Here is a 26,516-nt window from a genome sequence, read left to right on the forward strand (position 1 = left end):
CGGCCCGCCAGGTGTCGAGGAGCTCGCGAGTCCTGAGCGCCGCCTCGCCTGTGCGGTCTCGACAGCCTGTGACGGCATGGTGTCGGCAAGGGGCTGTCCACGCGCTCGCATTGCTTCGCCGAGGAACGGGGAGCGCAAGGGGAGCGCGGACGCCTTTGGACCGTGCAACACGGGATGCGGACAGTCGGACCGCTGCATGTGCTCTGATCTGGGAAAACGGGATCTGGCACGACAGCATGGCACAGCCCAGCACGACCTCTGACGGCCTCGTAATGCGTAGGTCTCGGGTTCGAATCCCGAAGGCGGCTCTCTTCAAACCCCAGGTCGGGTATCTGACTTGGGGTTTTCTGTCATTCATACTGCGACGTCCGGGCCGGACCGCGGCTGTTCACCTGCGCAGGCGCAATGCGTAGGTCGGAGGTTTGTGGTGGTGTGGTTCTCGGGGGCGTGCGTGCGAGTGGCCCTCTGGCCTTGTGGTTTCGAGGTTTCGCATCTGCACGATCGGTTCTGGTTGGCAACGGAGTGCGGGAGGGGAGCGCATCGGCGCATCTGTAGTGCAGCAGCTGGCATTGATGGCGGGCGTCTGAGCGGGAAGCGCCGACTGTGGCCAGGTTGTCGATGTCGCACAACCCTGCGTAGGAGGGTCGGCTCGGTCGGTTCCGTCGGCCCGGTGATGCCGTCCGGGGCGAGGGCAGAGGTGTGAAAGCCGTACGCGCGCGAGGTGAACCGTAGTACTCCACTCCTCCCGGAGCCGCCCGGTCGGCACGAGTTGGAGGCCGACGATGCGGAGATCCTCGCGGCCGCGAACTCCGGCCACGGCGTGCCCCACCGCTCGGCTCGGTCCTGCCCGCTTCCTCATCGAAGGTCTGCCACCCCCTGGAGCGGCCTGTCGGCTCACTCCCGCCGAGCCCTCCGGGAGTCCGTCGCCTCGGCGCGCGATCCGCCGCTTCCGTTGACGTGGTCCGCCCCTGCCCGAACACCACCTGGCCGGAAGAGCCGCAGGGCGGCCCAGCGGCTCGTTCTGCGGAAGGACCGTGGAACGAGCCGGAATCCTCAACGGGCATATCGGCTGCAAAGAGCGGCACCGGTGTTCGTCTCGCGAGCGCCGGAGTCGGTCTGGTCGATCCGTGCGGCGAATAAGTGCAGCTATAATAACTGCATCTATATATTGGAGCTGGTGCTGTGGACAAGCCCGCCGAGATGTTCGACCGTGTCTTCGAATGGGCCGAGCTGACCCGGTTCGCCAACTTGCCGGGCCATCGGGCCACGCTGGGCGTGGTCTCCGGTCGCCGCCGACAGGGCAAGACCTTCCTGCTCGACGCCGTCACTCGTGCCAGTGGCGGCTTCATGTTCACCGCCACCGAGACCACCGAGGCTGACGCCCTGCGTCAGTTCGGTGAGGCACTGGCCCGTTATCGCGGGCAGCCCACTCCGTTCCGTTTCGCGCACTGGGACGAGGCGGTCACGGAACTCATGCGCATTGCTGACTCGGGCGCCCCCACTGTGGCGGTCATCGACGAGTTCCCGTTCCTCGCCAAGGCGTCTCCCTCCCTGCCTTCGATCATCCAGCGCGCTCTGGACCCTGCTGCCCAGCACACCAACACTCCCGTGCGTCTGCTGTTGTGCGGCTCCGCGCTGTCGTTCATGGGCCGGTTGCTGTCCGGCAATGCTCCGCTGCGTGGTCGAGCCGGCCTCGAACTCGTGGTCTCGACCTTGGACTTCCGGCTCGCGGCCGAGTTCTGGCAGATCGACGACCCGCGCACCGCGCTGATGACCAACGCCGTCGTCGGCGGCACGCCTGCCTACCGCCGTGAGTTCACCCAGGGCGACACCCCCGCGGGGCCGGACGACTTCGATGCCTGGGTCACCCGAGCCGTCCTCAACCCGGCCCGTCCGCTGTTCCGTGAGGCCCGCTACCTGCTCGCCGAGGAACCCGAACTCCACGACACCGCGCTCTACCACTCCGTACTGGCAGCCATCGCCGCCGGCAACGCCGCTCGTGGTGGAATCGCCGACTACCTGGGGCGCAAGTCCACCGACCTCGCCCACCCGCTGAGCGTGCTCCAGGACGTCGGCATGATCACCCACGAGGCGGATGCTTTTCGCCGCAACCGCTCCGCCTACCGCATCGCCGAGCCGCTCGTCACCTTCTACCACGCGGTCATGCGCCCGGCCTGGGGCGACCTGGAACGCCCTGGGCGGGCACCGGCCGTATGGCGCCGCGCCCAGTCCACCTTCCGCAGCAAAGTAGTCGGCCCGCACTTCGAGCAGGTCTGCAGGGAATGGGCCCGCTGGCACGCGGCACCCGACACCCACGGCGGACATGTCACACGCGTCGCCGGTGGAACCGTCAACGACCCGGCTGCCAGGACCAGCCATGAGGTCGACGTCGCAGTCCACGGCGAGAGCCACGAGGGTCGCCAAGTGCTGCTCGCCATCGGCGAAGCGAAATGGAGTGACGTGATGGGAGCCGGCCACCTGGAACGCCTCCGGCACATCCGTTCGCTCCTGACCAGGAGCGGCACGGCTACCGAGGCAACGAGGCTGTACTGCTTCAGCGGCACCGGCTTCACTGATGAACTGAAACACCTTGCACAGAACGACCCCATGATTCAACTGATCGACCTGCCCCGCCTTTACCACGGAGAGTGACTCTTGGAGGACCGGGTTGCCCCACCGGCTGACGGACCCGCATGAGGAGTTCGCCGAGGCTGCCGCACAGGGGGAGCACGCAGGACCGGCGCCGATCCAACTCGGCCGGGACGGCCTGCTGTTCTCATGCGGTCCCGTGCCGCGGGCTCGTACGACGATGAGCGATCCGTCGCCGGACGGTCAGGGTGAGCGCGGGCAGCCACCGGGACCTGTCGGCGGCAGGCCACTGAGCCTCGGCCGCGAGCGGTGCGCCGCGGTTCGGCAGTAGCGTGGCGAGGCGAGCAAAGCTGCGGACAGGCGGGGCGGATTTCATGCGGATGCGGTGCGAAGCCGAGGCCGAGGAGGAGTTCGAGGCGGCGTGCGAGCTGTTGATCGACCGGTTGGTCCGGTGGGCCGGGGAGCAGGGTCTACCGGTGGACGGGTTCCTGGTGGAGGCGGCGTTGGACTACCGCCACCGGGCGACCGCCGACGGCCGGCTGGGGTTGTGGGAGCCGCGGCATGTGGAGGAGTTGCTGCTGTCCTGGCTTCCCCAGCAGGTCACCGAGCTTCCCGGGGAGGAACGCGGCGACGGTCCGGGCACATTGCGCACCCTCCTGCGCTTTCTGCACGCCGTGCGGTTGGCGGACCCACGCGGGCCCGCGCTCGATGACTCCCTCGGCGCGGTGGACGCGGCCATGGAGCGGTATCCGGCGGCGATGGCGGACCGTACCCGCTGGGGCTTGGCGAAGTTCTGGGCGGTGACCGCTGCCGAGCAGGGCGTGGACGTTATGGACGGGGCGGCGCTTCAGCGGTTCGCGGAGCGCGCTCAGCGCGGGGACGTCGCCTACGACCAGCGGGCCCTTGACGCGATCATGGATCGGCGGTTGAACGGCCGCCTGTTGGCCGACGGGGCCCGGGCCGAGCCGCAGCTGCCTGTGGTACTGCCTTCGGACGGTGAACTGCGACGACGGGCCGAGGCGTCGACGATTGTGGCGCAGTTGCGGGGTCTTGCGGAGTGGGTGGGGCGCGAGGGGCGGGTGGTGACAGCCACGGGGCGGCTGCGGATGGCCGACGCCCGCGAGTTGGTGGACGTGCTGGGCACTGGTGACAGGACCGAGGGGGTGCGCTCCTCGAACGACCTGCCGCGGCTGGGACTGCTGGTGGAGTGGGCGAAGAAGGCGCGGCTGGTCCGGGTGGCCAAGGGCCGGTTGTACGCGGTGGCCAAGGCCCGGCCGGTGCTGGCCGACCCGCTTCAGCTCTGGTCGCGCGCCTTCGACGCTCTCTTCGAACTGCGGCAGGCCCTGATCGGGCGCGCAGCGGCTGGCATGGCGAGTCGATGCTCTTCGACATCTACGACGAGATGTTGGAGGACGTGCTGAACACGCTCTACAGCCTGCCGTACCCGATGCCCTGGTCGCGGCTGCGTGACTCCGTGCACCTGGGCTACCGGGCCCGCTTCCAACTGGACGCCGGCCCGGACCTCCAGCACCGAATGTGGTTCGAGCACGCCGACCGGGACCTGCGCTCGGTACTCGACGCGCTGGTGGACCTGGGAGCGGTCGAGCGTGAGCAGGGGATGGCCGATCCGGTGTTCCTGGAGGCCGATCTCTCCGATCTCGAAGATTCCGGACCTGAACTGCCCGCGGGCATGCCGCACGAGCTCGGGGAGTTGCTGGGAGTCATGGGGACGGCAGCGGATCCGGCGGCGGCGCGGGAGCGTGACCGCCGCCTGCGTGAGGAGCTGATCGCCGGGCCCGTCGAACTCATCCGTGTCACAGAGCTGGGCACCCGGGCCGTACGGCAGCGGCTGCTGGCGGCCGGCCGGGACGCACCGCTGGTCGGTGAGCTGATCCAGGCACCGGCGGCTGGCCTGCTGGGGGTGCTGGCCGAGGACTACGACCCGGATGCCGCCCGTACGGAACTGGCCGGATGGATGTCGGCCCACGGGGAGCGGGATGCCGCACTGCGGCAACTGACCGACGCCGTACGGACCATGGCGGGTACGGCGTTCCGAACGCGTGCCCAGGCGATGCTGGACGTGCTGGTGGTGGCGTGGCCCGACGGTGAGGGCGAGCGGCTGCTGCATGCGCTGCGCGGTGACGCCGTACTGGCTCCGCTCGTTCTGAGCGCTCTGGCGCACCGTGAACTGTTGTCCCCCGAGGACATGACTGACGCCGAGCATGTGCTGGTCCTCGCCGAGAGCCTGCTCCAGCTTGTGGAGCTGGCGGGCGGCTCGGGCGGAGCCGAGGAGGTACTGCGCGCCCAGGGGGCCGAGACCAGGGACGCGGTCGCCGGCGCTCTGGACTCCGCGCACCCGGACCGGGCCGGGCTGGAGGAACTCCGGCACCTCGCGGCCAGGACCTGGCGTACGTCCGCCGTTCGTCACGGCGGCGTCCGCGGGCGTGGGCGTTCCACGGGCGGGCGCAAGCGGCGCCGGTGACAGGGGGAGACCGATCGCTTCTGCGGGCGCGGGGACGAGGCAGGCGGGGACGGAGCGGGAACCCGGCGGTGCTCGGGGCTCTACCACTCGGTGACGCGCGTTAGCGTCGAGGCCATGGCTGAGGGATGGGACGAGGACGGGCTGCGGGCCGTGCGCGGCGCGCTGAACGGGTCGGACGGGACGGCTATGCTTGCCGCACTGCGCCGCGGACCCGTGAGCGAGGTGCTGCAGCTGGCCGGCGACGGTGTGGCCGGTGCCGCTGCTCTGGGGCTGCCCGGGGCCGCGCAGATGGCTGCCACGTTCCTCGGAGCATTGCGGGAGCGCGGTTTCCGGGGCGATGAGGCACTGGCGGACGTGTTGCGCGTGTCCGTGGGGCACGCGGTGAACCTCGCCCTTCGTCCGCTCGCAGTCGATCTGGAGATGCTCGCCATGCTGCTGGAGGGCGACCCGATCGGGTCCGGTGGTCGGATCGATCTGTCCACCGGGGAGTGCCGGCCGACCATCGCCGATGAGCTGGAGACCGGGTTCGAGAAGGCGGACGATCCCGAGCGATGGCTGTCCGTGCCGGCTCTGGGTTCCCGGGACGGTTACCAGGACATGGAGCTGTTCATCGAAACGCTCGGTGACGCCGCCCTCGCCGATCGGCTGCGGACCGCCATCCGTGGCCGAGGCGCTTTCCGGCGCTTCAAGGATGTCCTCGCCCGTGACGAGCGCGCCTGGCGCCGGTTCCACCGACTCAGCGATGAGCGACAGCTCGGCCGGGCCTGCGCCTGGCTGGCCGAAGAGGGCTGTCGTCCAAGGCTTCTGTTCCGCGGCGACGGATAGGGGCGGCCCCGACCGCGGGCCAGGAGGGGCGGGGTGGCCCGACGCCGTGCGCCGACGGTTCACCAGCCCGTGCGGTCCTCTGAGCGCCTGGTTGAGGATGCTCCTACCATGCCGCCGAGGGGCCGAGCGCGCGCCGCAGAAGTGTGGTGGCCGCTGCTCTGCCGAAGAGCTGCGAAGCAGCGGCCACGAGAGCTGTGGTCAGCGTCGAAAGCCGCGCTTGGGGTCCCGGGCGTCCGGGTATCCGAATGGCTCGAACCAGGCTGCAGCGCGCAGGTCTCCCATGCCGAGGTGTTGGTTCACGTCGCCGTCCGGGTCCTCGATGCCGTCGAGGCGGGCGTGGAACAGCATGAGTACGTCATGGTCCTGGAAGAACAGGTCGGAGCAGGCGTCCCAGTCGTAATCGTCGCGGTGTTCGGGCAAGGTGCCGTGTGCGGTGTCGCGGGTGTCGATGTCGTCCAGGTAGCCGGGCGCGTCCTCGATCGCCAGGTGCAAGGCCATCTCCTCGGCTGTGCACGAGGGTTGGGGCCATTGCCCGTGTTCCAGGTCGCCGGTCAGGTCGTCGAAGGCTCGTGCCATGCGTCGGCGCCAGTTCCGGTCGGCGGACCAGGTGAGAGAGGGGAGGCGGGTGAACAGCTCCCAGTCGCCGGGCTGTTGCTTGGTCACGGGCTGATCACGCAGGTCGTCGGCGTCGTCATAGGCCTGGTCGGCCAGAACCCTCAGCGCGGTCAGGAGCAGGTCGGCGGTGCGCGGGGTGAGTTGCCAGCCGCAGTTCTCGCAGTCCTCGTCTTCGCAGGAACACTCCTCGACCGGGAAGAGCGCGACCCAGGTTGGGCCGCTCCGGGTCGGTGTATCGGGGACTGCCTGGCGCAGTCGCCACCCGTGGTGGAAGTGGGCTGTTACCGGGACGGGGCTCCAGTCGGTGAGCTCGTCGCCATATTCGGCGCGCAGCAGTCCTGCCTCGCTCTGGTCTTCCAGGGTGTCGGCACCGGTAATCCAACTGCCGCTCTCGGTCAGGGTCATCACGGCGCCGATCAGGTCGCGAGGATCGCCCTCGCCCAACTCGGACGCGGGCAGCGGCTCCCAGCCGTCGTCGATCGCCGCGCGTATGAGTGCGTCCTCATCGGTGATGTGGAACTCGCGCAGATGAGTGGTGCGTACGACCTTGCCCGGCAGGTCTTTCAGACGCACGCCGTCAGGCGTTTCTGACCCCGGTGCGGTGGGGCCTCGTCGACTTGCGTGTCCTCGTCCTCCCTGAGGTCTTCGTCAGGTGGGCAGAACGTCGTGCCTGCGGGGGCGGGCCATGTTCCTGAGGCTGCGTGGGCCGTAGCCGTGCGCAAGGAACTGGCGGGGGCGTCGGGCAGCGCCGCTGCCAGGGCGTACAGGTCTTCAGTGACGACGGCGGTGTCGCGGGCGGCCAGCGCGCGGCGCAGCAACTGGACCGCTTGGTATGCGTGCTGCTTGTTCTTGCAGGTCAGCACTCCGGTGAGGGAACGAGCGCCGTTGTGTGGACCGATCAGGGCCATGACGCGGCTCTTGCTGAGGCTGTGTTCGCACAGGAAGTCGACGACTGGAGTGAGTTCGGGCTCGGTGGTGGCCATGCGGGAGACTCCGGGGACGCGTTGGGTGCGCAACCTTGCGGATACGCATGCGAGAGAGGAGGTTGCCGCTGGTGCCCCCGGTGCTACCGGCGGTCCGGGCTGTGCGGAAAGACAGCGTACTTCGGTGCACTGACAATGGGCGCCCGGTTGGTTGGACAAGGCTGTGCTGAGCGGCAGCGAGCCGGAGATCGCCGCTGACCCGGCATCACACGGCGGGCCGATCCTGCGGATGTGCGGCTTGGGCAAGGCCGGTGGCCGATTGCCTCGCGGGGTAGCAGGTCCTCTGCGATCACCAAACGCAACGTGACGATGCAAGCGATGATCGTGTTGCCGCTGCTCAGATGAGGGCGAACCGTGTACTCACCGTCCGCGGACGGCCGGTGGGACTCCCGTCCTCGGCCCCTCCCCGCGCCTCACCGCCTGATCTGCACCTTCCCCGCGGAGGGGCCGCACCCTACTGAAGTCCCCCGACCTGCCCCTTGGCCCACCACAGGAACGCGGCGGCGTGCTGCTGGTTGGCGAAGCCCTGGCCGACGAGGTCATTCAGGAGGTCGTTGCCCCAGAGGATGAGCCGGCCGAGGGTCCAGTTCACCGACTCGGGTGCCGGCAGCTCCAGTCCGTAGACCATCCGCGCGATCTCGCGCTTACCGCCGGCTTCCGTCGTGTACTTGAGGATCGTCAGGAACCGGTCGGGGTACATCACGCAGAGAACCCTCGTAAGGAGGGCCTCCTTGAAACCCGTCATGGCGAACGGCTTGGTGCCGTCCAACAGATGCTGGAGCCGGTCTTCGAGCGGCACCTCTTCAGGGCCGTGCAGCAGGTACTCGATCGTCTTGCGGGTCGCCTCCCCGGCTGCGGCATCGCCCATGTCGTTCCACGCGGAGTTGAAGGTGGCCTGGTTGCCGGGTCGGGCTCCAACCTCGGAGTTGGCGAAGTCCTTGAGGACTCTGGGGCCGCACGTCCACAGCCCGTCGGGGGAGAAGATCTGCTGGTACTTCGACCAGTAGGCCGCCACGTCGGGGTCGAAGTCCGGTTTGACGGCGAGGTACCGCTCCTTCAGCCGGGTCATGCGCTCCAACTGCTCGGGATCGACGTCCTCGGGTTTCGGGAAACGGGCCTTGAGGTCGTCGAAGGAGCGGAGCGGGTTCCTCTGCGGGATGGTGGGCTCCTCCTTGTGCTCCCATTCATAACCGCAACGGTGCTTCACGAGCCGACGTCCGCTGTCGAGCGTGCGGATCACCTCGATGTCCTCGTCGTCGCTGCACAGTGGACACATGGCCAACGCCATGGCTACCCCCGTTCCAACAGTGCTCGTGCCCGCACCGAGCTGATGCACTACTCCGCCCAAGCGCCGCATTCTTGCACTCGGCAAAGGCGGCCGGGATGTGGGGGCCGTCCGGCGAGACTGCGGCCGGGGACGTCCTATCCTCGGACAGCGAATCCGAGCAGGGTGTCTCTACTCGCAGGAGACCGGTATCAGCAACCCTGACGTGCGAGCCCTCGAACAGCACGCGCAAGCTTGGACGTGCGTCCGGTGTCTCTTCATCGATGTTGTCGCCGTCACCGTCGGGGCCGCCCCAGCCGTGGGCATGCAGGCGCATCTACTCGAAGACGACATTCGGACCATCATGCGCATAGCAGCTCATCAGGGCGATACCCGTCCTCCAAGAAGCGCCACACACATAGGATGCGCACACTCTTCATGCTTTCGTTCCATCAGTTCAGCGAGGTGACTCGTGCCCGTATCCGCCGTGACGCCCGACGATGTGGTCCGCCACGTCTTCCGTTACCTCGCGGAGGTGGGTGAGAGTCGCGCCAAGCCGGTGCGGACGTACGACGACGCCAGGCACCAGGTGTGGTTCGCCGACCTGCCCGGGCAGTTCGGCTCCTTCCTCATCGACGCTGTCCCCGGCGACACGCCGTTGTGGCTGCGGGCCGACCGCCCTGTACGGCACGAACCGCCGGTTCCGCCGCTGCCCCTCGCCCACTGGCTGGACGACCGGGAGATCCACGATTCGGCGAGGGAAGCGCCTCCCGAGCCGCGGGCCGAGACGGACATACCGGCGGACGAGATCTCCGCCGAGGGAAGCGCACGCACCCGGCACATCACCGTGTCCCTGGCCAACTCCCCTCAGCGGGACACCGTGTACGCCCAGTATCGTGCCTGGTCCCGTGAATGGGACGGGTGGGCACGTCGCGACCGTGCCATGAAGCCCGTCGTTCGTGCTTACGACCGCCTCTACCGCTTGTGCGTGGACGCCTCCGAACTCGGCGAAACCTTCGAACTGGTCGTCGGATTCGGCTACCTCACCTGGTCGGCGCAGAGCGAGCCGGTCCGCCGCCATCTCGTCACCTGCCGGGCCGTCATCACCATTGACACCGACACCGGAGCCATCACCGTCGGACCCGACCCCGAGCACGGCAGCCCGGTGCTGGAGGAGTCCATGCTCGACGCCGGGCAGAAGGCGCGGGCGGACACCCGCGCCCTCGTACGGCTGGAGCTGGAAGCAGCCGGCGACACCACGGATCCGCAGCTCGCCGACCATCTGCACCGGGCCCTCACCACCTGGACCATCGCGGCCCACGAAGCAGGACGTTACGATCGCACACCGAATCGGCACCGGGCAGCGGGAGACCCTGCCGTACCGGTCGTCAGCCTCGCGCCGGTGCTGCTGCTCAGAGAGCGCACCCGGCGCAGCATGCTCGAAGCGCTGCGCGGTGTCGCCCTGTCCATCGAGCAGGGCGCCGAGCCCACCGCCCTGCTGCGGGCGATCGCCGGCGCGGGCGGTGACCGGCCGCTGGGGGAACCAGACAGCGGTGACGCCGTGGGACCGCGGCCGGAGCTCTACTTCGCGTTGCCCTCCAACGACGAACAGCGCACAATCGCCGAGCGGCTGCGGGACCGGGATCTCGTCGTGGTCCAGGGGCCGCCGGGCACCGGCAAGACTCACACCATCGCCAACCTGGTCACCGACCTTCTCGCGCATGGCAACCGCGTACTGATCACCAGCCATACGGCACGGGCCCTGAAGGTCCTGAAGGACAAACTCCCCGTCGGCATCCGCGAACTGTGCGTGAGCCGTACCGACGACGGAGCCGGGCAACTGGAACTGGAGCAGTCCGTCAAGGCCATCCTCGACCGGCAGGGAGAGTTCTCCTCGCGGGCGTACCGGCGACGCATCCAGGAGCACGAGGAGCGCCTCAGATCCGCCCGGTCCGCGCAGGCGCTCGCCCTGAAGGCATTGCGTGCGCTGCGGGAGCAGGAGACGTATCACCATCCGGCCGAGATCGGCGACTACGAGGGAACCCTGGCCCGGATCGCTCAGCGGCTCGCCGAGGAACACCCGCGGTTCGGCTGGATCGGTGACGTCCCTGCCGCCGCCCCGACGCTGGACGGCGAGGTTCTCAAGCGCTTGCGCCGTGCGGCGCTCGCCTTCACCGACCGACACCGAGCTCTCGCCGCATCGGTGAGTGCCGCGCTGCCCGAGCCCGGGCAGCTGCCCACGGCGCCCACCTTCGCCGAGGCGGTCGAGACGGTCAAGACGGCGGATGCCGACCTGGCCGCACTCCGGCAGGACGGCTCTGTCTCTCGCCTCGACGACGCCGTGTCCGCCCTCAGCCCGGCCCAACAGGACCAACTGGCCACCGCGCTCGACCACTTCACCGCCGCAGCCCAGGCGGCCACCTCGATGCCGGCGGCCTGGGCCGAACTGCGCGACGGAATCCTCGCCGGGCAGGACCTCGGCGCGCGCAGCCGCCACGAGCGCACCACCGCGGCCCTGACCGCGATCGAGGAGGCAGAGCGTGCCCTCGGCTCCACGCTGGTCACTGGGCTGGAGGCCTACGACGTGCCGACGGCGCTCGGGCTGGCCGCCGCCCTCCGGGACGGGCTCGCGTCCGGCGAGAAACTGCGCGGGGCCATGGGTCTGAAGACCCGGCTGCGCAAAGCGGTCGGTACCTTCCCTGAGACCGTGCGAGTCGACGGCCGCGCCGTGGAAACAGCGACCGCCGCGTCCGCCGTGCTGCACCGCGTCACGCTGGAACGACATCTCCAGGACATCGAGCGGGAGTGGGGCGACGGCCCCGACGCATGGCAGGCCACCGCTCGACGGGCCGCCCGCCTGCGCCAGGACCTCGCCACCCTCACCACCCTGACCACCCTCGCCGACCTGCGCCACGCCGTGGTCCACGCGGCCACGACCGCGCCCGGGCTGGCAGGCATCAACTGGGGCGACCGGGGCCAGGTCGACACCGTCTGGAGCGTCCTGCGGGCCGGAGCGGCACGCCGGGCCGCAGACCCCGCCCGCGCTCTGATCGACGACGCCTTGCGCGTACTGCGCGCCGCAGCGAACCGCAGGGGAGCCTCGGTGGCCCTCGAACGGGCCTGCGTCGCGGTTGAGTCCCGCGACCTGGCGGCCTACCGCGCGGCGGTGAACGACGTGGACGACCTGCGGGAGGCGCTGGCGCGCAAGAAGGCATGCGACGACGCCTACCGGCTGGTCGCGGCCGAACTCCCGGACCTCGCAGACAGGCTGGAATCCACACCTGAGGACGACGACTGGGACACCCGGCTCACAGACTTCGACGCTGCGTGGGCATGGTCGGTCTGGTACGACCGCATGACGGAGCTGACGGACCCGGAGGCCGAGGCCCGGCAGCTGCGGCTGCTCGCCGAGGCGGATGTAGAGATCCGCATCGGCCTGGAACGGCTGGCGGCCGACAAGGCCTGGTTCAGCTGTCTGTCCCGGCTCACGGACGACCAGGCCGTAGCCCTCACCTCGTACCAGCAGAACGTCCGCAAGCTGGGCAAGGGCACCGGCAAGTACGCGGCCACGTACCGCAGACAGGCCCGGGAGAGCCTGCAGGCCAGCCAGGCGGCCGTGCCCGCCTGGATCATGCCGCTGCATCAGGTGACCGAAACCGTGCCGATGGACCGAGCCGGGCGATTCGACGTCGTGATCGTCGACGAGGCCAGCCAGTCCGGCCCCGAGACGCTGCTGCTTGCCTGGCTGGGCGCGAAGGTGATCGTCGTCGGCGATGACCAGCAGGTCAGCCCCGCCCAGGTGGGCGTGGACCACGACGAGCAGTTCGCGCTCCAGCGACGGCTCCTCGCCCAGGTGCCCGCCGCCCGTCGCAACCTGTTCACACCGACCGCCAGCCTCTTCGACATCGCGTCCGGTCTGGCTGGAGGTCGCGGCAGGCTGATGCTCCAGGAACACTTCCGGTGCATGCCGGAGATCATCGGATTCTCCAACGAGCTCTGCTACGGCGGCCGACTCCAGCCGCTACGACAGTACGGCGCCGACCGGCTGCCGCCCCTGCGCCCGGTGCACATACCCGATGGCTACGTCGAAGGCAGCGGACAGAAGCAGGTCAACCGGTCCGAGGCAGTGCGGCTGGTGGAGGAGGTCGCCCGGTGCATCGCCGACCCCGCCTACGCGGGGCGCACCATGGGTGTGATCACCCTGCTCGGCGCGGGACAGAAGTACCTCATAGAAGACCTGCTGGCCGACCGGATCCCGCTGGATCAGAGGCAGCGCCGACGCCTGCGCGTGGGTAATGCCGAGGAGTTCCAAGGCGACGAGCGCGACATCGTCTTCATCAGTACGGTCGTGTCGCTCACCGGCCCCGACGGGCCGCGCCGCACCGGCCACTTCAGCAGTTCCCTGAACCGGCAGCACCTCAACGTCGCTGCATCCCGCGCCCGCGACCAGGTGTGGTTGTTCCACAGCTTCACCCTCACCGAACTCGGCGAGACCGATCTCCGGCGGGCCTATCTGGACTGGTTCTCCCGCCCGGCCGAGGAGCAGGACGGCCTCGGACTCGGTGAGGTCCGGCCGGACGTTCCGCACGAGGCCTTCGACAGCCTCTTCGAGCAGCGTGTCTACCTGGCCCTGCGGGCCCGGGGCCACCAGGTGCGGCCGCAGTATCCGGCCGGCCGCTACCGCATCGACCTCGTCGTCGAGGGCGGCACCAGACGCCTTGCCGTGGAGTGCGACGGCGACGCGTTCCACACGGAGGAGAACGCGGACGCGGACGCGGCACGCCAGCGCGAACTCGAGCGCGTGGGATGGACGTTCGTCCGCATCCGGGGCAGCCGCTTCTTCCTCGATCCGGAGCGGGCACTCGAACCGCTGTGGGCGGAACTCGACCGACTCGGCATCGAGTCGGCAGCGCAACCACCCGCACACCGAGCCGCCGAGGACAGCCGCATCGACCCGGCCGGCGACGGCGGCACGGATCCGACAGACGACGGCGACGTCGTACCCACCGGCGACGTAGAGCCCGCCACTTTTGGTGTCCCATCCACCGGGCGAGACGACATCCGACCCGAGCCCACGCATGGCACGGACGAGGCACAGCTCCGATTCGTTACCGTGGCACGGCTGCACCGCGATGAGGTCAATGCGGCCCAGCACGCGTTCAGCCTGCGGGCGACCGTGCCCGGGGCGGCACGGTTTCTCGGGGGAGCGGGTGCGCCGGGCTTCCCGGGGGCCGACGCCGTGGACATCCTGCGCGAGGGGCGCGCCGTCGTGCGGGTCGCCCACCCCGAGGTACATGGCATGATCCGCGCCGCGATCGCCCATGCCGACGTACCCGTACTGGGAGACGACGGTCAGGTGGGGCTGGCACGGCACCACGCCCCCGGATCCTCCGGCGCTTCCGACGGCCGTACGACGGAACTGCTGCGTGCACGACCGGCGGCTGACCGGGCTCCGGCGAAGAGTCTTCCGGCTGTGCCGCGGCAGCCGGCCCGCGGCGACGAACCCGCCTCCGTGACGGGATCAGCGGTGCCCGGCGGAGCCAGGTCCTCTCTCCGTCTCCCGGTCGACCGGCTCAGCGTCAACGCCCATCGACGGGTGCAGCGCGAGCTCCAGCGCGTGCAGGACGCGCTGGACCAGCCGCTTCCGGAGATCGTGGCCGTGGACTCGTCCTCCAGGAAGGCCCAGTTGGCCGACCACGACCGGCGGCGCCGGGCACTGCAGGAGCGGCGCAGCCACCTGCGTGCCGTGCTCGACCAGGTGGTCCCTGACTCTTCCATGAAGGGCGGGGCGATGGTCGTCCCTGGATGCCTCGTCGGAGTTGAGGACCCGGACGAGCCCGGCATCACGACGTACGAGATCGCGATGCTCGCGGGTGACGAGGCGGAGCGGTTGAGCCCCGACACCCCACTGGGGAAGGCGCTGATGTGGCGCGAGGTCGGGGACGAGGTGAGCCGGCAGACGGAGCGGGGTACCGACATACGCGTCGTCGTCCGGTACATCCAGGATTGAGAGAGCAGAGGTGTGGGGCCACCCCGCGATCATGGCGTTGAGCAGCGCCGTGTGGTCATGTGCGTCGGCCGCCGAGCACAAGGAAGGCAACACGATCAGCAGGCTCTGCTGGCCAGGAAACCGGGCCCGAGGCTGTCGTGAGCCCACAAGGGCCTGGGGTGGCGGGCCCACGCGTAGCATGCGGGCCTTACGCCGTAGCTGAAGGCGACCAGGGGAGCGCAAGGGGAGCGCGGACGCTTTTGAACAGGGTGGACGGAGCTGGATAGGGCAACACTGCACACGTGCTCTGATCAGGCGAAACTGCACTGAGCGTCATGGGATGGCGCCGGGCGGTATGAACTCTGTCGCTCTCGTAATGCGTAGGTCTCGGGTTCGAATCCCGAAGGCGGCTCTGTGGAAGCCTCAGGACTCACTCGCCGTGACCTGGGGCTTTTGCTTTGGGCGTGTGCATTGGTCTTGCCCCCGTATGCCGTGCCCCGTTACCTTGCGGCGAAGTTGTGGCCTGATACGCGGTGCGGTCCGGCGTATCGGTGTTCGGCGAGTGGAACGGGCATCGGGTGACAGGTCGCGGCAAGGGGCAGTTGGAGGCGCAGTACGGTCTCCTGACGAGCATCGCCGGTGAGGCGGGGGTCTCGCTCAGTACGGTGTCGAAGGTGGTGCACCGGCGTCGGGATGTCGGCGCGGCTACGCGTGAGCGGGTCGAGGAACTGTTGGCGCTGCACGGGTTCGTGCGGCCGTGGGAGCGGGATCCCGCGACGCCCCGGCAGATCGTCGCGGTGTTCCGGGATCTGTCGGGCCCGTACACGCTGGAGGTGGTCCGCGGGATCGTGGACGCGGCCGGCGGGCTCGGGATCGACGTGGTCACCGGGACGACCAGTCGACGGTCGATCTCCGGGTGGCTGCAGGAGTGTGTGGCGCTCGGTGCGGCGGGGATCGTCATCGTGATCTCGATGCTGTCCGAGGAGGACCAGCGCCGCATCGTCGAGCAGCGGCTTCCGGTGGTCCTGATCGATCCGCTCAGCGCGCCCTCGGAGGACATACCCAGCATCGGGGTGACCAACTGGAGCGGTGCCCGGGACGCCGTGAAGCATCTGCTGGACCTCGGGCACACCCGTATCGGCATGGTCGCGGGCCGCTCGCACTCCCTGGCCGGGGCGGCGCGGGTGCACGGTTACCGGGCCGCGCTTGAGGAGGCCGGGCTGGCCTACGACCCGGCGATCGTCCGCTCGACCGACTTCGACTACGTCGAGGCGCTCGCCGCCAGCATCCAGATCCTGCGGGCGGTCGACCCGCCCACGGCCGTCTTCGCGGCCAGCGACGCGCAGGCGCTCGGCGTGCTGGAGGCGGCCCGTCAGCAGGGGCTCGCCGTGCCGGACGACCTCGCGGTGATGTCCTTCGACGACACGCTGGTCGCCGCCATGGCCTGCCCGCCGCTCAGCGCCGTACGCCAGCCCTTCGAGGAACTGGGGCGCGAGGCGACCAGGGTGCTCCTGGAGCTCGCCCAGGGACGAGCGCCCGCGTCCCCTCGTATCGAGCTGGCCACGGAGCTCGTGCTGCGGACCTCGACCTCTGTTCGCCGACGCGTCAATACCGCGTAGCCCCCGACTGTGCGAAACACTTTCGAAACGCGCCGATGACATAGCGGTGTCGGCTCCGAATACTGGGCGTCCTACCCCGCGCCCTCAACCCCCCTTATGAAACGAGGCGCGCGCTCCCCCGGGTGAAAGGAACGCCGTGCTCGTAAGACCCTTCATAGGAAAGGCTGTTGCGGCAGCGTCAGCCTTCGGCGTCAGCCTGGCATTCGCCGTCGCCATTTCCCTCGCCTCCGCGACGAGTGCGGCGGCATATCAGCCGAGCCCGGCGAATTTGTATGTGGCGGAAAATCCCACCGCGTGCAACAAGAATCCCTGCGTTCTCTACCCGAAGTCGGCCCAACTCCCGGGCGGTCGGCTCGTGGCGGCCTTCGAGAACAGTCAGACCGCTCCGGTGGGGCAGACGATGCCCATCCACAAGAGCGACGACGACGGTACGACGTGGCAGAAGCTGGCCGATGTCAAAGCCCCCGCCTACCTGTCCAGCGACGCCAAGTACGCGAAGTACACGAGCAATTGGACGAACCCCTACCTCTACGTGCTCCCGCAGAACGTCGGGAACCTGAGCGCCGGCACGCTGCTCCTCGCGAGCATCGTCTCCGGGGACGACGCCTACTACCAGGAGCAGAAAGCCGCCAACTCCAGCTGGACGCCGACCGGTGACGGCGACCGCAAGGACGTGGCGCTCGCGCTGTACTCCAGCACCGACCAGGGCGCGACCTGGAGCATCCAGAACATCATCGCCACCGGCGGATGGCAGGGCGGCAGCGCGGGCGCCATCGGACGCGTCTCGAACGCCAACACCTCCGCCCAGGTCGACCCCCTCTGGGAACCGCACCTGGTCGCCCGGGGCGGCCAACTCGTCGCCTACTACTCCGACGAGAACGACTACCTCGGCTACGACGCCACCACCGGAGTTCCCACCCTCGACCCGGCCAACGACACGGCGCCGGACTCGGGCGGCCAGATCCTCGTGCACAAGACCTGGGACGGCGGCAGCGGCACGTCCTGGAGCCAGCCCGTCGTCGACATCCCGGGCAGCACCGTGAACAACGGCGGCAAGTCGGAGATCGGCGGCGGCCGCCCGGGCATGACGACGATCGCCCCGACCACCGACGGCAAGTGGCTTCTCACATACGAGTACTGGGGCGGCGGTACGAACGTCCGCTACCGCATCGCGGACGACCCGCTGAAGTTCCACGCGGCCGGTGACGCCGCGATCACCGCACTGCCCGTGCCCTCGGGTGGCCGCACGCTGTCCACGGGCGGCAGCCCCGTCCTCCTCCCGATGCCGGACGGGCGGATCGTCTACAACGCGTCCGGCAGCGGCAACGTCTGGGTGAACGAGTCCGGTCTGAGCACCGGGACCTGGAAGGAGTACCAGACGACGATGCCGAGCGGTTACAGCCGCAATCTCCAGTACGTCCAGGGCACGGGACGCGTCCTCATCCTCCAGGCCGCGTGGAGCGGCGGGAGCGTCGGGCCCGTGAAGTACGGCGAGGTCGACCTCGGCCGGTCCGACGGCGCCTACACCACCCTCGTCAACCGCCTGACCGGACAGGTCCTCAGTCCCGACGCCGGAAAGACGCAGGACGCGAACCTCACCGGCGACGTCCCCGACCTCGTCCTCAAGTCCCGGGCCGCCACGGACGATTCGCAGCGCTGGCATCTGACGGCCAAGGGCGCCGACGTCACCCTGCTCAACAAGACCGGCGGCCGCTCGGTCGCCATCTGGACCGGCAGCGCGACAGCCGGGCAGAAGCTGGCCCAGTGGGTCGACGACGGAGCCACCGACAAGCAGTGGACCCTCGTCGCCTCGACCGACGGCTACTACAAGCTCCGCTCGGTCCGTAACACGAGCCTGTTCATGACGGGCGCGACGGCGGGCGGCTCCGTCACCGTGGCCGCGTCGACCACCGACGGCTCCCAGGACTGGCAACTCGTCCAGGACCCCCTGCCGACCGACGCGTCCTTCACACTGAAGGGCGCCAACTCCGGTCGCTGCCTTGACGTGCCGAACGCCCAGACGGGTGTCCAGGTACAGATCTGGGACTGCTCCGGGAACACAAACCAGCTCATCACGCAGACCGCCGCGGGCGAACTCCGCGTCGCCGGCAACTGCCTTGCCGCCAACGCCGACGGCACCACCGCGGGCACCAAGCTCATCCTCTGGGCCTGCAACGGCAAGTCCAGCCAGAAGTGGTGGTTCCGCCTGGACGGATCCGTCGTCAACCGCTCCAACGGCCTCGCCATCGACGTCAACAACTGGGCCACGGCCAACGGATCGCCGGTCCAACTGTGGACGGCCCTCGGCAACGCCACCCAGCGGTGGAGCCGCGCATAGGCGACAGGGAACGGCAGTAGGCGGCGCCACCGGACCAACCGGTGGCGCCGCCCGCCGATGTGAGTCACTCCCGCTCGACCGTCACAGCCACCGCGTGATGCCGTACGACCGTCGCGTCCCGTTCCTCACCGACGAGCCGGACGGCTTCCCGCACCGGTGTGTCCACGCTGGAGGAACCCGCCTGGAGCAGGATCTCGCCGGGCTCGACGATGCGCCGGCCGTTCAGACCGGTGAAGGCCAAGCGATCGGTGTGGACGTGGAAGCGGACGATCGCCTGCTCGCCGGGGGCGAGGCTGACCTTGGCGAAGCCCAACAGGGAACGCACCGGCCGGGTCACCTGGGCGACCGGATCGACGGCGTACAGCTGGACGGTTTCGGCGCCCGCGACCTCCCCGGTGTTCCGCACGCGCGCCGAGACCGTGAACTCCCCGTCCGTCGGCACCAGTTCGCGGTCGACGGCCAGCAGGTCGATCTCGAACGTCGTGTACGACAGCCCGTGGCCGAAGGGGAACGCGGGCGTCGGATCGAGGTTGGACAGCCAGCTCTGCCGGTCGCCGAGCGGCGGGTGGAGGTAGGTGTACGGCTGTCCGCCGGGCGTCGTCGGGATCTGCACGGGCAGCTTGCCGCTGAAGTTCGCCTTCCCGGAAAGGAGTTGGGCCACCGCGCGGCCGCCCTCCTCGCCGGGCAGGAATACCTGCACCATGGCCGCGGCGGCGGACGCGAACCGGCCCACCGCGTACGGCCGGCCGCTGCTGACGACCAGGACGACCGGCCGACCCGTCGCCAGCACCGCCTCGACCAGCTCCTCCTGCCTGCCCGGCAGCCGCAGATCCTCCACGTCACAGCCCTCGCCCGAGGTGCCGATGCCGAACATGCCCGGCTTGTCACCGACGACAAGGACGGTGAGGTCGGCCGCGACACAGGCTGCCACCGCGGCCGGGATCCGGGAGCGGTCCTCGTCCCGGATCGGGCAGCCTTCTGCGAACTCCCAATCCACAGCTGGGAGTTCCTCGGCCAGCGCGGTACGCAGGGACACCGCTTCGACACCGTTGCCGAGATCGTCGCGTTCGGCGAGGACGTGGTTGGGGAAGCTGTAGCAGCCGAACATGGTGCGTACGTCGTCGGCGCACGGGCCGATCAGTGCGATCCGGCCGGTGGCGGCCTGGAGGGGCAGGATCCCGTCGTTAGACAGCAGGACGACGCTCGACTGGGCCACAGCGTGGGCCAGTTGACGACTCTCCGGCTTGTCCAGGTCCAGCTCGCCCGCACGCAGGGCAGGCGGGCGCGGATCCCAGTCGGCGTCGAGCAGCCCGAGCTCGACCTTCTGCCGCAGCACCCGACGCACCGCCCGGTCGACCAACTCCTCCTCCGCCAACCCCTCCTCCACAGCGTGGACGAGCGCGTCGCCGAAGCCCCGCTGGTCGGGCAGTTCGACGTCCATCCCGGCCCGAAGCGCGAGCGCGCCCGCGTCGGGCAGGTCGGCGGCCACCCGGTGGGCGTTCACCAGGAACGGCAGGGACCAGTAGTCGGAGACGACGGTGCCCTCGAAACCCCACTGCTCGCGCAGCACTTCGGTCAGCAGCCACCGGCTCGCGGCGGGAGCCTCGCCGTCGATATCGGCGTACGAGTTCATGACGGACCGCACGCCCGCGGCGACGAGCCGTTCGAAGGGCGGGAGGATGACGTCGAAGAGTTCGCGACGGCCGAGTCGCGCCGGGGCGTGGTTGCGGCCGCCCATCGAGGCGGAGTACCCGGCGAAGTGCTTGAGGGTGGCGAACACCCCGGCGCTCTGCAGTCCGGTGACGTACGCCTCCGCCAACTCGCCGACCAGGTACGGGTCTTCGCCGAAGGTTTCCTCGCAGCGGCCCCAGCGGTAGTCGCGGATGACGTCGACGACGGGGGAGAGTCCCTGGTGGACCCCTGCCTCGGCCATGTCGGACCCGATGGCCTCGCCCACTCTGCGGATCAGGTCGGGGTCGAAGGTGGCCGCCATGCCCAGTGAGGTGGGATAGATGGTGGCGCCGTAGGCGGTGAAGCCGGTCAGGCACTCGTCGTGGGCCATGGCCGGGATGGCGAATCTGCTCTGCGCCATGACCTGCCGCTGGTGGTCGGCGAGGAGGCGGGCGTGTTCGAGCGCGGGTCGGGGCAAGGTGCCGTAGGGGCGGGTGAGTTGGCCGAGGCCGTGGCGGGCGGTTTCGTCGAGGTCGCCGACTCGGCCGAAGTGGTTGCTGCCAGGGGCCACTTCAGGGCCGTCGGCCTCGATGTCCTCCCAGGTGCTGCTGAGTTGGGCGACCTTCTCGGGCAGGGTGAGCCGGGCGAGCAGCGCCTCGACGCGTTCGGCGGAGGAGAGGGCGGGGTCGGTCCAGGGGCGGTCGTCTTCCCTCTGGGGAAGGCCCTCCTGGGGAAGGCCCCTCTGGGGGAGGCCGCCGTGGTCGGGCATGGTGGTCGTCATTCACGACTCCTCGGGGATGTGCGCGGGCACGCCGACGAGACCGGGCGGTCGGCCCGGCCGTCGTACGGGGTGAACTGCCCGGTGGTGGGGGCTACTTGGAGAATCCGGCGGTGAGGCCGGCGACGAGCTGACGGCGGGCGAGGATGAACAGCGCCAGCATCGGAAGGGTGGAGAGCACCACCGCGGCCATCGTGGCCGGTACGTCGATGCCGAACTGGCCCCGGTAGAGGGTCAGTGCCAGTGGCAGCACCGCCTTGTCGCCGCTCTGGGTGAGGATGAGCGGGAAGAGGAAGCCGTTCCAGACCTGCAGTCCGTCGTAGACGGCGACCGTCATCAGCGCCGGGCGGGCCAGCGGTGCCGCCAGGGACCAGAGCATCCGCCAGTCTCCGGCGCCGTCGACGATCATCGCCTCGAACAACGACCTGGGCACATCCCGCAAGAAGCTCACCAGGATCATCACGGTGATCGGCAGCGCGAACGCCGCCGAGGGCAGGACGATCGCGAGCAGGCTGTCGTACAACTGCATCCTGATGATCAGCAGGTACACGGGGATGATCACCGCCTGCAGCGGGATCGCCAGGCCCAGCAGGAACAGTCGGAAGGACAGCCGGGAGAAGCGGCTGCCCGCGTTGCGGACGATCGCGAAAGCGGCCATGAGGGCGATGGCGACGGCCAGGACGACCGTCCCCGCGGTGACCACCACGCTGTTGAGCAGGTAGGTCGTGAAGTCGCCGTCCAGGACGGTTCGGTAGTTGTCGAGGGTGGGGTGGCCGGGCAGGGCGAGCGGGCTGTCGGTCGTGAAGTCGGCTCGGGTGCGCAGGCTGGTGACGACCAGCCAGTAGACGGGTACGACGACGATCGCCGTCCAGAGGAGGGTGGCGCTGCCGGTGAGGGCGCGGCGGACGAACCCTGGCACGGGGTTCCGTCCTGGCGTGACCGGTCTGGGGACAGGGACCTCCACCCGTCCGGTGGTGGCGACGCGGGTCTTGGTCACGGTGGTGCTCACATGCCCTCCTGCCGGCTGTCCATCCGGGTGAAGCCGGACAGTCGGGTGGTCAGCAGCGACAGGCCGAGGCCGAAGACCACCAGGAGGGTGGCGACGGCGCTGGCCCGGCCCATGTCGTGGGCCTGGAATCCGGTGATGTACATGGAGAGGGGGAGGACGCGGGTGGCGGTGCCGGGGCCGCCGGTGCCGCCGGACAGGACGAAGATCAGGTCGAAGTAGGTCAGCGAGCCGACGAGCATCAGCGTGCTGGACGTGACCATCGTGTACTTCAGCTGCGGCAGGGTGATGTGCAGGAAGCGGGTCATGGGCCCGGCGCCGTCGAGGGCGGCGGCCTCGTAGAGGGCGGTCGGGATCTGTCGTATGCCCGCTTGGTAGAGCAGGGCGTGGAACGGCACGAACTGCCACGCGATCACGAAGATAACTGTGTACAGGGCCAGTTCGGGCGAGCCGAGCAGCGGCTTCGCCAGCCAGTGCAGGCCGGGAGTCGCGCCGATGCCGAAGGACGGGTCGAGCAGCGCCTGCCAGGTCAGGCCGATCGCCACCGCCGAGAGCAGCAGCGGGAGGAAGAACAGCACGGCGAGCAGCGCGCGCAGCCGTCCCCTGGGCGCCTGGAAGACACCGAGCGCCAGGGCGATGGGCGTCTGGATCAGCCAGCTGACCAGCATCACCTTGACGGTGAGCCACAGCGACTGCCAGGTGGCGCCGTCGGTCAGGACACCGCTCCAGTTGCCGCCGCCGGCCCAGCCGACGGAGCCCAGGCCGTCCCAGCGGGCGAGGCTGAGCACCGCCACGCCCACCAGGGGGACGAGACCGAACAGGCCGAAGAGGAGCAGCGCGGGGGCGGCCATGAGGAGGCCGCTGCCTCCCCTTCGGCGTACGGGTGTGGTGGTGACCGTCACGAGCCCGCCTTGCTCATGTTCGTACCGAACTCGGCGGGCGCGATCTGCCGCAGGAACGACTTGTCGGTGTTCGTCAGCAGCGGATCGGCCTGGTCGGACGGCAGGGCCTGGTCCCAGGAGAGCTGGAAGCCCGGTGCCTGGTCCACGAGGTTGTAGACGAACGTGAGCCACTCCTGGTCGGTCTGCACCGCCGCCAGCTTCGACTCCAGGCCCTTGACCGGCGGCACGCTGCCGGCCGCGAGGTAGGCGTCGACCTGGGAGTCGTTGAGGACGTAGTCCTTCAGGTACTTCAGCGCCTCCGCCTTGTGGCTGGTCGACGAGTTCAGCGACAGGAAGTTCGACGGGTTGCCGACGATGCTCTTCGGGTCGCCGGAGCCGCCGGTGAGCGCCGGGAACGCGGTGTAGCCCAGGTCGCTCTTCAGGAAGTCGGGCGCGGCCTTGGCGATGTTGGCGTACTCCCAGGTGCCCATCACCTCCATCGCCGCCTTGCCCGTGTAGAGGAGGGCGGTGGAGGAGCCCTGGTCGTAGTTGACGGAGGAGGCGTTGTCCCCGAAGGCGCCCGCCTTCGCCAGGTCCTGGAGCTTCTGGTTGGCCTCGGTGACCGACGGGTCCTTCCAGGCGGCGGAGTCACCGGCGGCGATCTTCGAGAACACCTCGGCGCCGCCCGTACGGTCGAGCAGGTACTCCAGGTACATCAGCGTCGGCCACTTGGAGTTGGCGGCGAGGGACAGCGGCACGACGTCCTTGGCCTTGAGCTTCTTCACCGCCGCCAGCAGATCGTCGTACGTCTTCGGCGGCTCGACGCCCGCGTCGGCCAGCACCTTCTTGTTGTAGTAGAGGACGACCGGGGCGAGGCCGTTGGCGGGTACGCCGTAGACCTTGCCGTCGAAGGTGGCGCTCTGCATCACGCTCGGGGTGTACCGGTCCGTGTTCACGTCCGACGCGGTGAGCGCGTCGACCTTGCCCGCCTTGACGTAGTCGTTCAGGGCGCCGCCGCCCCAGTTGAAGAAGAGGTCCGGGGCCTGGTCCGCGCCGAAGGCCACGCGCAGCTTCTGCTTGTAGTCGTCATTGGCGAACAGGCGCAGGGTTATCTTCGCGTCCGGGTGGTCCTTGTTGTAGGCGTCGACGGACTCCTTGAGGATCGTCTGGTCGTTCAGCGCCCACATCGTCAGGCCCTTCTCCGACGAGGTCGCGGACGGGCCCGAACTCCCGCAGGCGGTAAGGCTCGTGGCCGCCGCCAGGGTGACGGCGGACGCGACGACGCGTCGAATTCTCGGGCTTCCGCGCATGGTGTGCCTCTCTTCTTCGGCATGCCGTAGGTGAGCGAGGCAGCTCGGAAACGAAACCGGTCCGAAAGGCTTTCGGATGCCCCACCGCGGGTGGCCTGCCTGCTGGCGGGGACACTGACACGGAATTCACACCCAGGACAAGCATGGGAAATTCCTCGGTTACGAAAGACTTTCGTACTCCGAGGCCGCCCGGCTACTGAGAGCGTGGGTCAGTGCTTCGTCCAGGTCTGGTTGTCCCTGCCGTTGCATTCCCAGAGGACCGCGCCCGTTCCGCTCGCGCCCCCGAAGATGTCGACGCACTTCTGTGACTGGTCGGCCAGCAATTGCGTACCGGAGAGGTGGAACAGCTGGCTGGAGTCGCCGTCGCAGCCGCTCAGCTGGATCTCGGTTCGGTCTTCGGTCGATCCTCCGGCCACGGTCATGCACTTCCCCGACGATCGGAGGGTCCCGCCCGACCCGGTCTGCCATTGCTGTGCCGCGGAGCCGTCGCACGTGGCCTGGAACAGCTGGATCCCCTCGGTGCCGGCGCCTCTGCTCAGGCACTTCGCCGAGGCGGCGACCACCAGGGTGTAGCCGGCCGGGGCGACCGAGGAGTCGGCACCGCTGTTCGTGGACGGGGTCTCTTCCTCGGGTTCCGTGTCGGAACCCCCTTGTCCGGCCTGGGGCGTCGAATTCCGCGAGGGGGTGTTCGTCGTCGGCGACGTGACGCCGGCACTCGGAGAGCTCGACGGTGAGGAGGAGGCGGAGGATGCCGTCGGCGTGTTCGCGGACCGCGAGATCGAGGGGTCGCCGGCTGGGAGGGAGGCGGTCGACTCCGTGGCTTTGTCGGTGTTCTTGTCCGCCGTCATGTTGACCAGTAACGCGGTTGTGATCAGTACCGCCGAAAGGGACGCTGCGGCAAGCGCGATCAGCTTCTTCGAAGGGCTCTTTCGAACCGAGTGGTCCGAATAGCCCGGGGGTCGCGGGGCCTGCACGTCGGTCGTTGCGTTTTGCGGGGGTTCTGAGGCCAGGTCGGCGGCGGATGTCTTGTTTGTCCCGCGCCCCGAGTTCGGCTCGGGTTCCGGCTCCGGCTTCGCCGCCGCAGCCGGAGCGTCGATGGCCGCCGTAGCGGGGGGTGGGGCGATGGCGGCCGGGGTGGAGGAGGAGCCCATCCTGCGTATTTGTCGCGGATCGGCGCCCGGTGTCCGCAGCAAGCGCTCGGCGTCCTCGGCCGATATTCGTTCGGCCGGGTCGGAGGCGAGCAGAGCCTGGATCAGCGGGGCAAGCGGCCCGGCGCTCCGGACCTCGGGGGCCGGGCCCATGGCGATGGCGTAGATCGTCTCCGTCACGCTGCCCCGGAGGAACGGTGAGCGCCCGTCCACCGCCTGGAACAGCGTCGCGCCCAGCGCCCACAGGTCGGCCTCCGGGCCCGGCTTGGCGCCCATGAGGCGCTCGGGGGCCATGAAGTCGATCGATCCCACCAACTGGCCGGTGCGGGTGAGGGCCGAGCTCTCGGCGGCCTGGGCGATACCGAAGTCGGTGAGGACCACCCGCCCGCCCTCGCCGAGGAGTACGTTCGCCGGCTTCACGTCCCGGTGCAGGACCCCCGCCCGATGCGCCGCCCGCAACGCGGCGATCACGCCACGGCCGATCCTGGCGGCCTCCGCGGGCGGGACCGGGCCATGATCCGCGATCAGTTCAGCGAGGTTTATCGAGGGCACGTACTCCATGACGATGACGGGCACGCCCTCGTCGTCCACGACATCGTGAACGACGACGACATTGGGGTGCCTGATCCGGGCGGTGCTGCGGGCCTCGCGGCGGGTGCGCTCGTAGAGGGTGGTGAGTTCGGTGTCGTCGAGATGCGGCTGGGGATGGAGCTTCTTGACGGCGACCTCGCGGCCGAGGAGATCGTCGTGAGCGCGCCATACGGTGGCCATACCGCCTCGGCCGAGACGGTCGAGGATGCGGTAACGGCCGGCGATCAGCCGTCCTTTGTCGGACACCGTGGTTTCCTTTCAGCTGTTGCAGGACCGATCCGGCTGGCGGCGCCATGCAACACGTCCGGCCGACCCCTCCGGTCCCCAACTACCCCTCATTCACTGCTTTTTGAGGAGTTCCTGTCAGTCGAAGGGGGCCGATCATACTGTGGCCGGGTAACACTTCCGCATGGGCCGATTCGGCGAT

15 protein-coding genes and 1 tRNA gene are annotated in these 26,516 nt (G+C 69.3%); 8 read left to right on the plus strand and 8 right to left on the minus strand.

The genetic code is table 11. The features are described 5' to 3' along the window. Nucleotides 1–1,200: 1,200 nt before the first annotated feature. The 4 genes from AC5DRG_RS30000 to AC5DRG_RS30015 all read left to right on the plus strand — a co-directional run bounded on the left by AC5DRG_RS30000 (nucleotide 1,201) and on the right by AC5DRG_RS30015 (nucleotide 5,896). The gene (locus tag AC5DRG_RS30000) at nucleotides 1,201–2,652 is read left to right on the plus strand and encodes an AAA family ATPase (protein WP_491813198.1); all 1,452 of its coding nucleotides are present in this window, start codon (nucleotides 1,201–1,203) and stop codon (nucleotides 2,650–2,652) included. A 269-nt stretch (nucleotides 2,653–2,921) separates the two neighbouring features. Further along, entirely contained in the window at nucleotides 2,922–4,010 is a 1,089-nt protein-coding gene (locus AC5DRG_RS30005; RefSeq protein WP_491802572.1) for a hypothetical protein, read from the plus strand. After that, nucleotides 3,968–5,071 carry a hypothetical protein gene (locus tag AC5DRG_RS30010; protein ID WP_491802573.1) on the plus strand — a complete coding sequence of 368 codons (1,104 nt, stop codon included), beginning with the start codon at nucleotides 3,968–3,970 and terminating at the stop codon, nucleotides 5,069–5,071. The genes AC5DRG_RS30005 and AC5DRG_RS30010 overlap by 43 nt, the downstream gene beginning before the upstream one ends. 114 nt (nucleotides 5,072–5,185) lie before the next feature. Further along, on the plus strand, nucleotides 5,186–5,896 hold the full coding sequence (locus tag AC5DRG_RS30015; RefSeq protein WP_491802574.1) for a UPF0158 family protein: 711 nt from the start codon (nucleotides 5,186–5,188) through the stop codon (nucleotides 5,894–5,896). A 198-nt stretch (nucleotides 5,897–6,094) separates the two neighbouring features. Here the strand turns inward: AC5DRG_RS30015 and AC5DRG_RS30020 are convergent, their stop codons facing one another. The 3 genes from AC5DRG_RS30020 to AC5DRG_RS30030 form a co-directional block, all read right to left on the minus strand. After that, nucleotides 6,095–7,084, minus strand: a complete 990-nt coding sequence (locus AC5DRG_RS30020) for a hypothetical protein (protein WP_491802575.1) — start codon at nucleotides 7,082–7,084, stop codon at nucleotides 6,095–6,097. Next, the gene (locus AC5DRG_RS30025) at nucleotides 7,075–7,494 is read right to left on the minus strand and encodes a hypothetical protein (protein WP_491802576.1); all 420 of its coding nucleotides are present in this window, start codon (nucleotides 7,492–7,494) and stop codon (nucleotides 7,075–7,077) included. Before AC5DRG_RS30025 ends, AC5DRG_RS30020 begins: the two co-directional genes overlap by 10 nt. A 454-nt stretch (nucleotides 7,495–7,948) precedes the next feature. After that, nucleotides 7,949–8,782 carry a hypothetical protein gene (locus AC5DRG_RS30030; RefSeq protein ID WP_491802577.1) on the minus strand — a complete coding sequence of 278 codons (834 nt, stop codon included), beginning with the start codon at nucleotides 8,780–8,782 and terminating at the stop codon, nucleotides 7,949–7,951. A gap of 448 nt (nucleotides 8,783–9,230) precedes the next feature. Here AC5DRG_RS30030 and AC5DRG_RS30035 point away from each other — a divergent pair, with 448 nt between their 5' ends. From AC5DRG_RS30035 to AC5DRG_RS30050, 4 genes are all read left to right on the plus strand, one after another. Next, nucleotides 9,231–14,768, plus strand: coding sequence for an AAA domain-containing protein (locus tag AC5DRG_RS30035; RefSeq protein WP_491802578.1), 5,538 nt, complete (start codon nucleotides 9,231–9,233; stop codon nucleotides 14,766–14,768). 324 nt (nucleotides 14,769–15,092) lie between these two features. Further along, nucleotides 15,093–15,159: transfer RNA gene (locus AC5DRG_RS30040), tRNA-Thr, on the plus strand. 121 nt (nucleotides 15,160–15,280) lie between these two features. Further along, on the plus strand, nucleotides 15,281–16,366 hold the full coding sequence (locus AC5DRG_RS30045) for a LacI family DNA-binding transcriptional regulator (protein WP_491802579.1): 1,086 nt from the start codon (nucleotides 15,281–15,283) through the stop codon (nucleotides 16,364–16,366). A gap of 154 nt (nucleotides 16,367–16,520) precedes the next feature. Then, nucleotides 16,521–18,704: a ricin-type beta-trefoil lectin domain protein gene (locus AC5DRG_RS30050; protein ID WP_491813199.1), complete on the plus strand. Its 2,184-nt coding sequence runs from the start codon at nucleotides 16,521–16,523 to the stop codon at nucleotides 18,702–18,704. A 64-nt stretch (nucleotides 18,705–18,768) separates the two neighbouring features. On the opposite strand, the gene AC5DRG_RS30055 is transcribed toward AC5DRG_RS30050, so the two are convergent. The 5 genes from AC5DRG_RS30055 to AC5DRG_RS30075 form a co-directional block, all read right to left on the minus strand. After that, a complete protein-coding gene (locus AC5DRG_RS30055) occupies nucleotides 18,769–21,156 on the minus strand; it encodes a glycoside hydrolase family 3 N-terminal domain-containing protein (protein WP_491802580.1) in 2,388 nt (795 codons plus the stop codon). 91 nt (nucleotides 21,157–21,247) lie between these two features. Continuing rightward, on the minus strand, nucleotides 21,248–22,162 hold the full coding sequence (locus tag AC5DRG_RS30060; RefSeq protein WP_491802581.1) for a carbohydrate ABC transporter permease: 915 nt from the start codon (nucleotides 22,160–22,162) through the stop codon (nucleotides 21,248–21,250). Continuing rightward, nucleotides 22,159–23,010, minus strand: a complete 852-nt coding sequence (locus AC5DRG_RS30065; protein WP_491813200.1) for a carbohydrate ABC transporter permease — start codon at nucleotides 23,008–23,010, stop codon at nucleotides 22,159–22,161. The genes AC5DRG_RS30060 and AC5DRG_RS30065 overlap by 4 nt, the downstream gene beginning before the upstream one ends. A gap of 47 nt (nucleotides 23,011–23,057) precedes the next feature. Beyond that, nucleotides 23,058–24,350 (minus strand): ABC transporter substrate-binding protein, encoded by a 1,293-nt coding sequence (locus AC5DRG_RS30070; RefSeq protein WP_491802582.1) that lies wholly within the window; start codon nucleotides 24,348–24,350, stop codon nucleotides 23,058–23,060. A gap of 209 nt (nucleotides 24,351–24,559) precedes the next feature. Next, a complete protein-coding gene (locus AC5DRG_RS30075) occupies nucleotides 24,560–26,335 on the minus strand; it encodes a serine/threonine protein kinase (protein ID WP_491802583.1) in 1,776 nt (591 codons plus the stop codon). Between the last annotated feature and the right edge of the window lie 181 nt (nucleotides 26,336–26,516).

It is taken from the genome of Streptomyces sp. JLBG701 (assembly GCF_058544905.1).

Coding starts and splice junctions, on each gene's coding strand:
- AC5DRG_RS30000 (WP_491813198.1), top strand. CDS start 1,201: ATGTTCGACCGTGTCTTCGAATGGGCCGAGCTGACCCGGTTCGCCAAC.
- AC5DRG_RS30010 (WP_491802573.1), top strand. CDS start 3,968: ATGCTCTTCGACATCTACGACGAGATGTTGGAGGACGTGCTGAACACG.
- AC5DRG_RS30015 (WP_491802574.1), top strand. CDS start 5,186: ATGGCTGAGGGATGGGACGAGGACGGGCTGCGGGCCGTGCGCGGCGCG.
- AC5DRG_RS30025 (WP_491802576.1), bottom strand. CDS start 7,494: ATGGCCACCACCGAGCCCGAACTCACTCCAGTCGTCGACTTCCTGTGC.
- AC5DRG_RS30030 (WP_491802577.1), bottom strand. CDS start 8,782: ATGGCGTTGGCCATGTGTCCACTGTGCAGCGACGACGAGGACATCGAG.
- AC5DRG_RS30055 (WP_491802580.1), bottom strand. CDS start 21,156: ATGACGACCACCATGCCCGACCACGGCGGCCTCCCCCAGAGGGGCCTT.
- AC5DRG_RS30065 (WP_491813200.1), bottom strand. CDS start 23,010: ATGGCCGCCCCCGCGCTGCTCCTCTTCGGCCTGTTCGGTCTCGTCCCC.
- AC5DRG_RS30070 (WP_491802582.1), bottom strand. CDS start 24,350: ATGCGCGGAAGCCCGAGAATTCGACGCGTCGTCGCGTCCGCCGTCACC.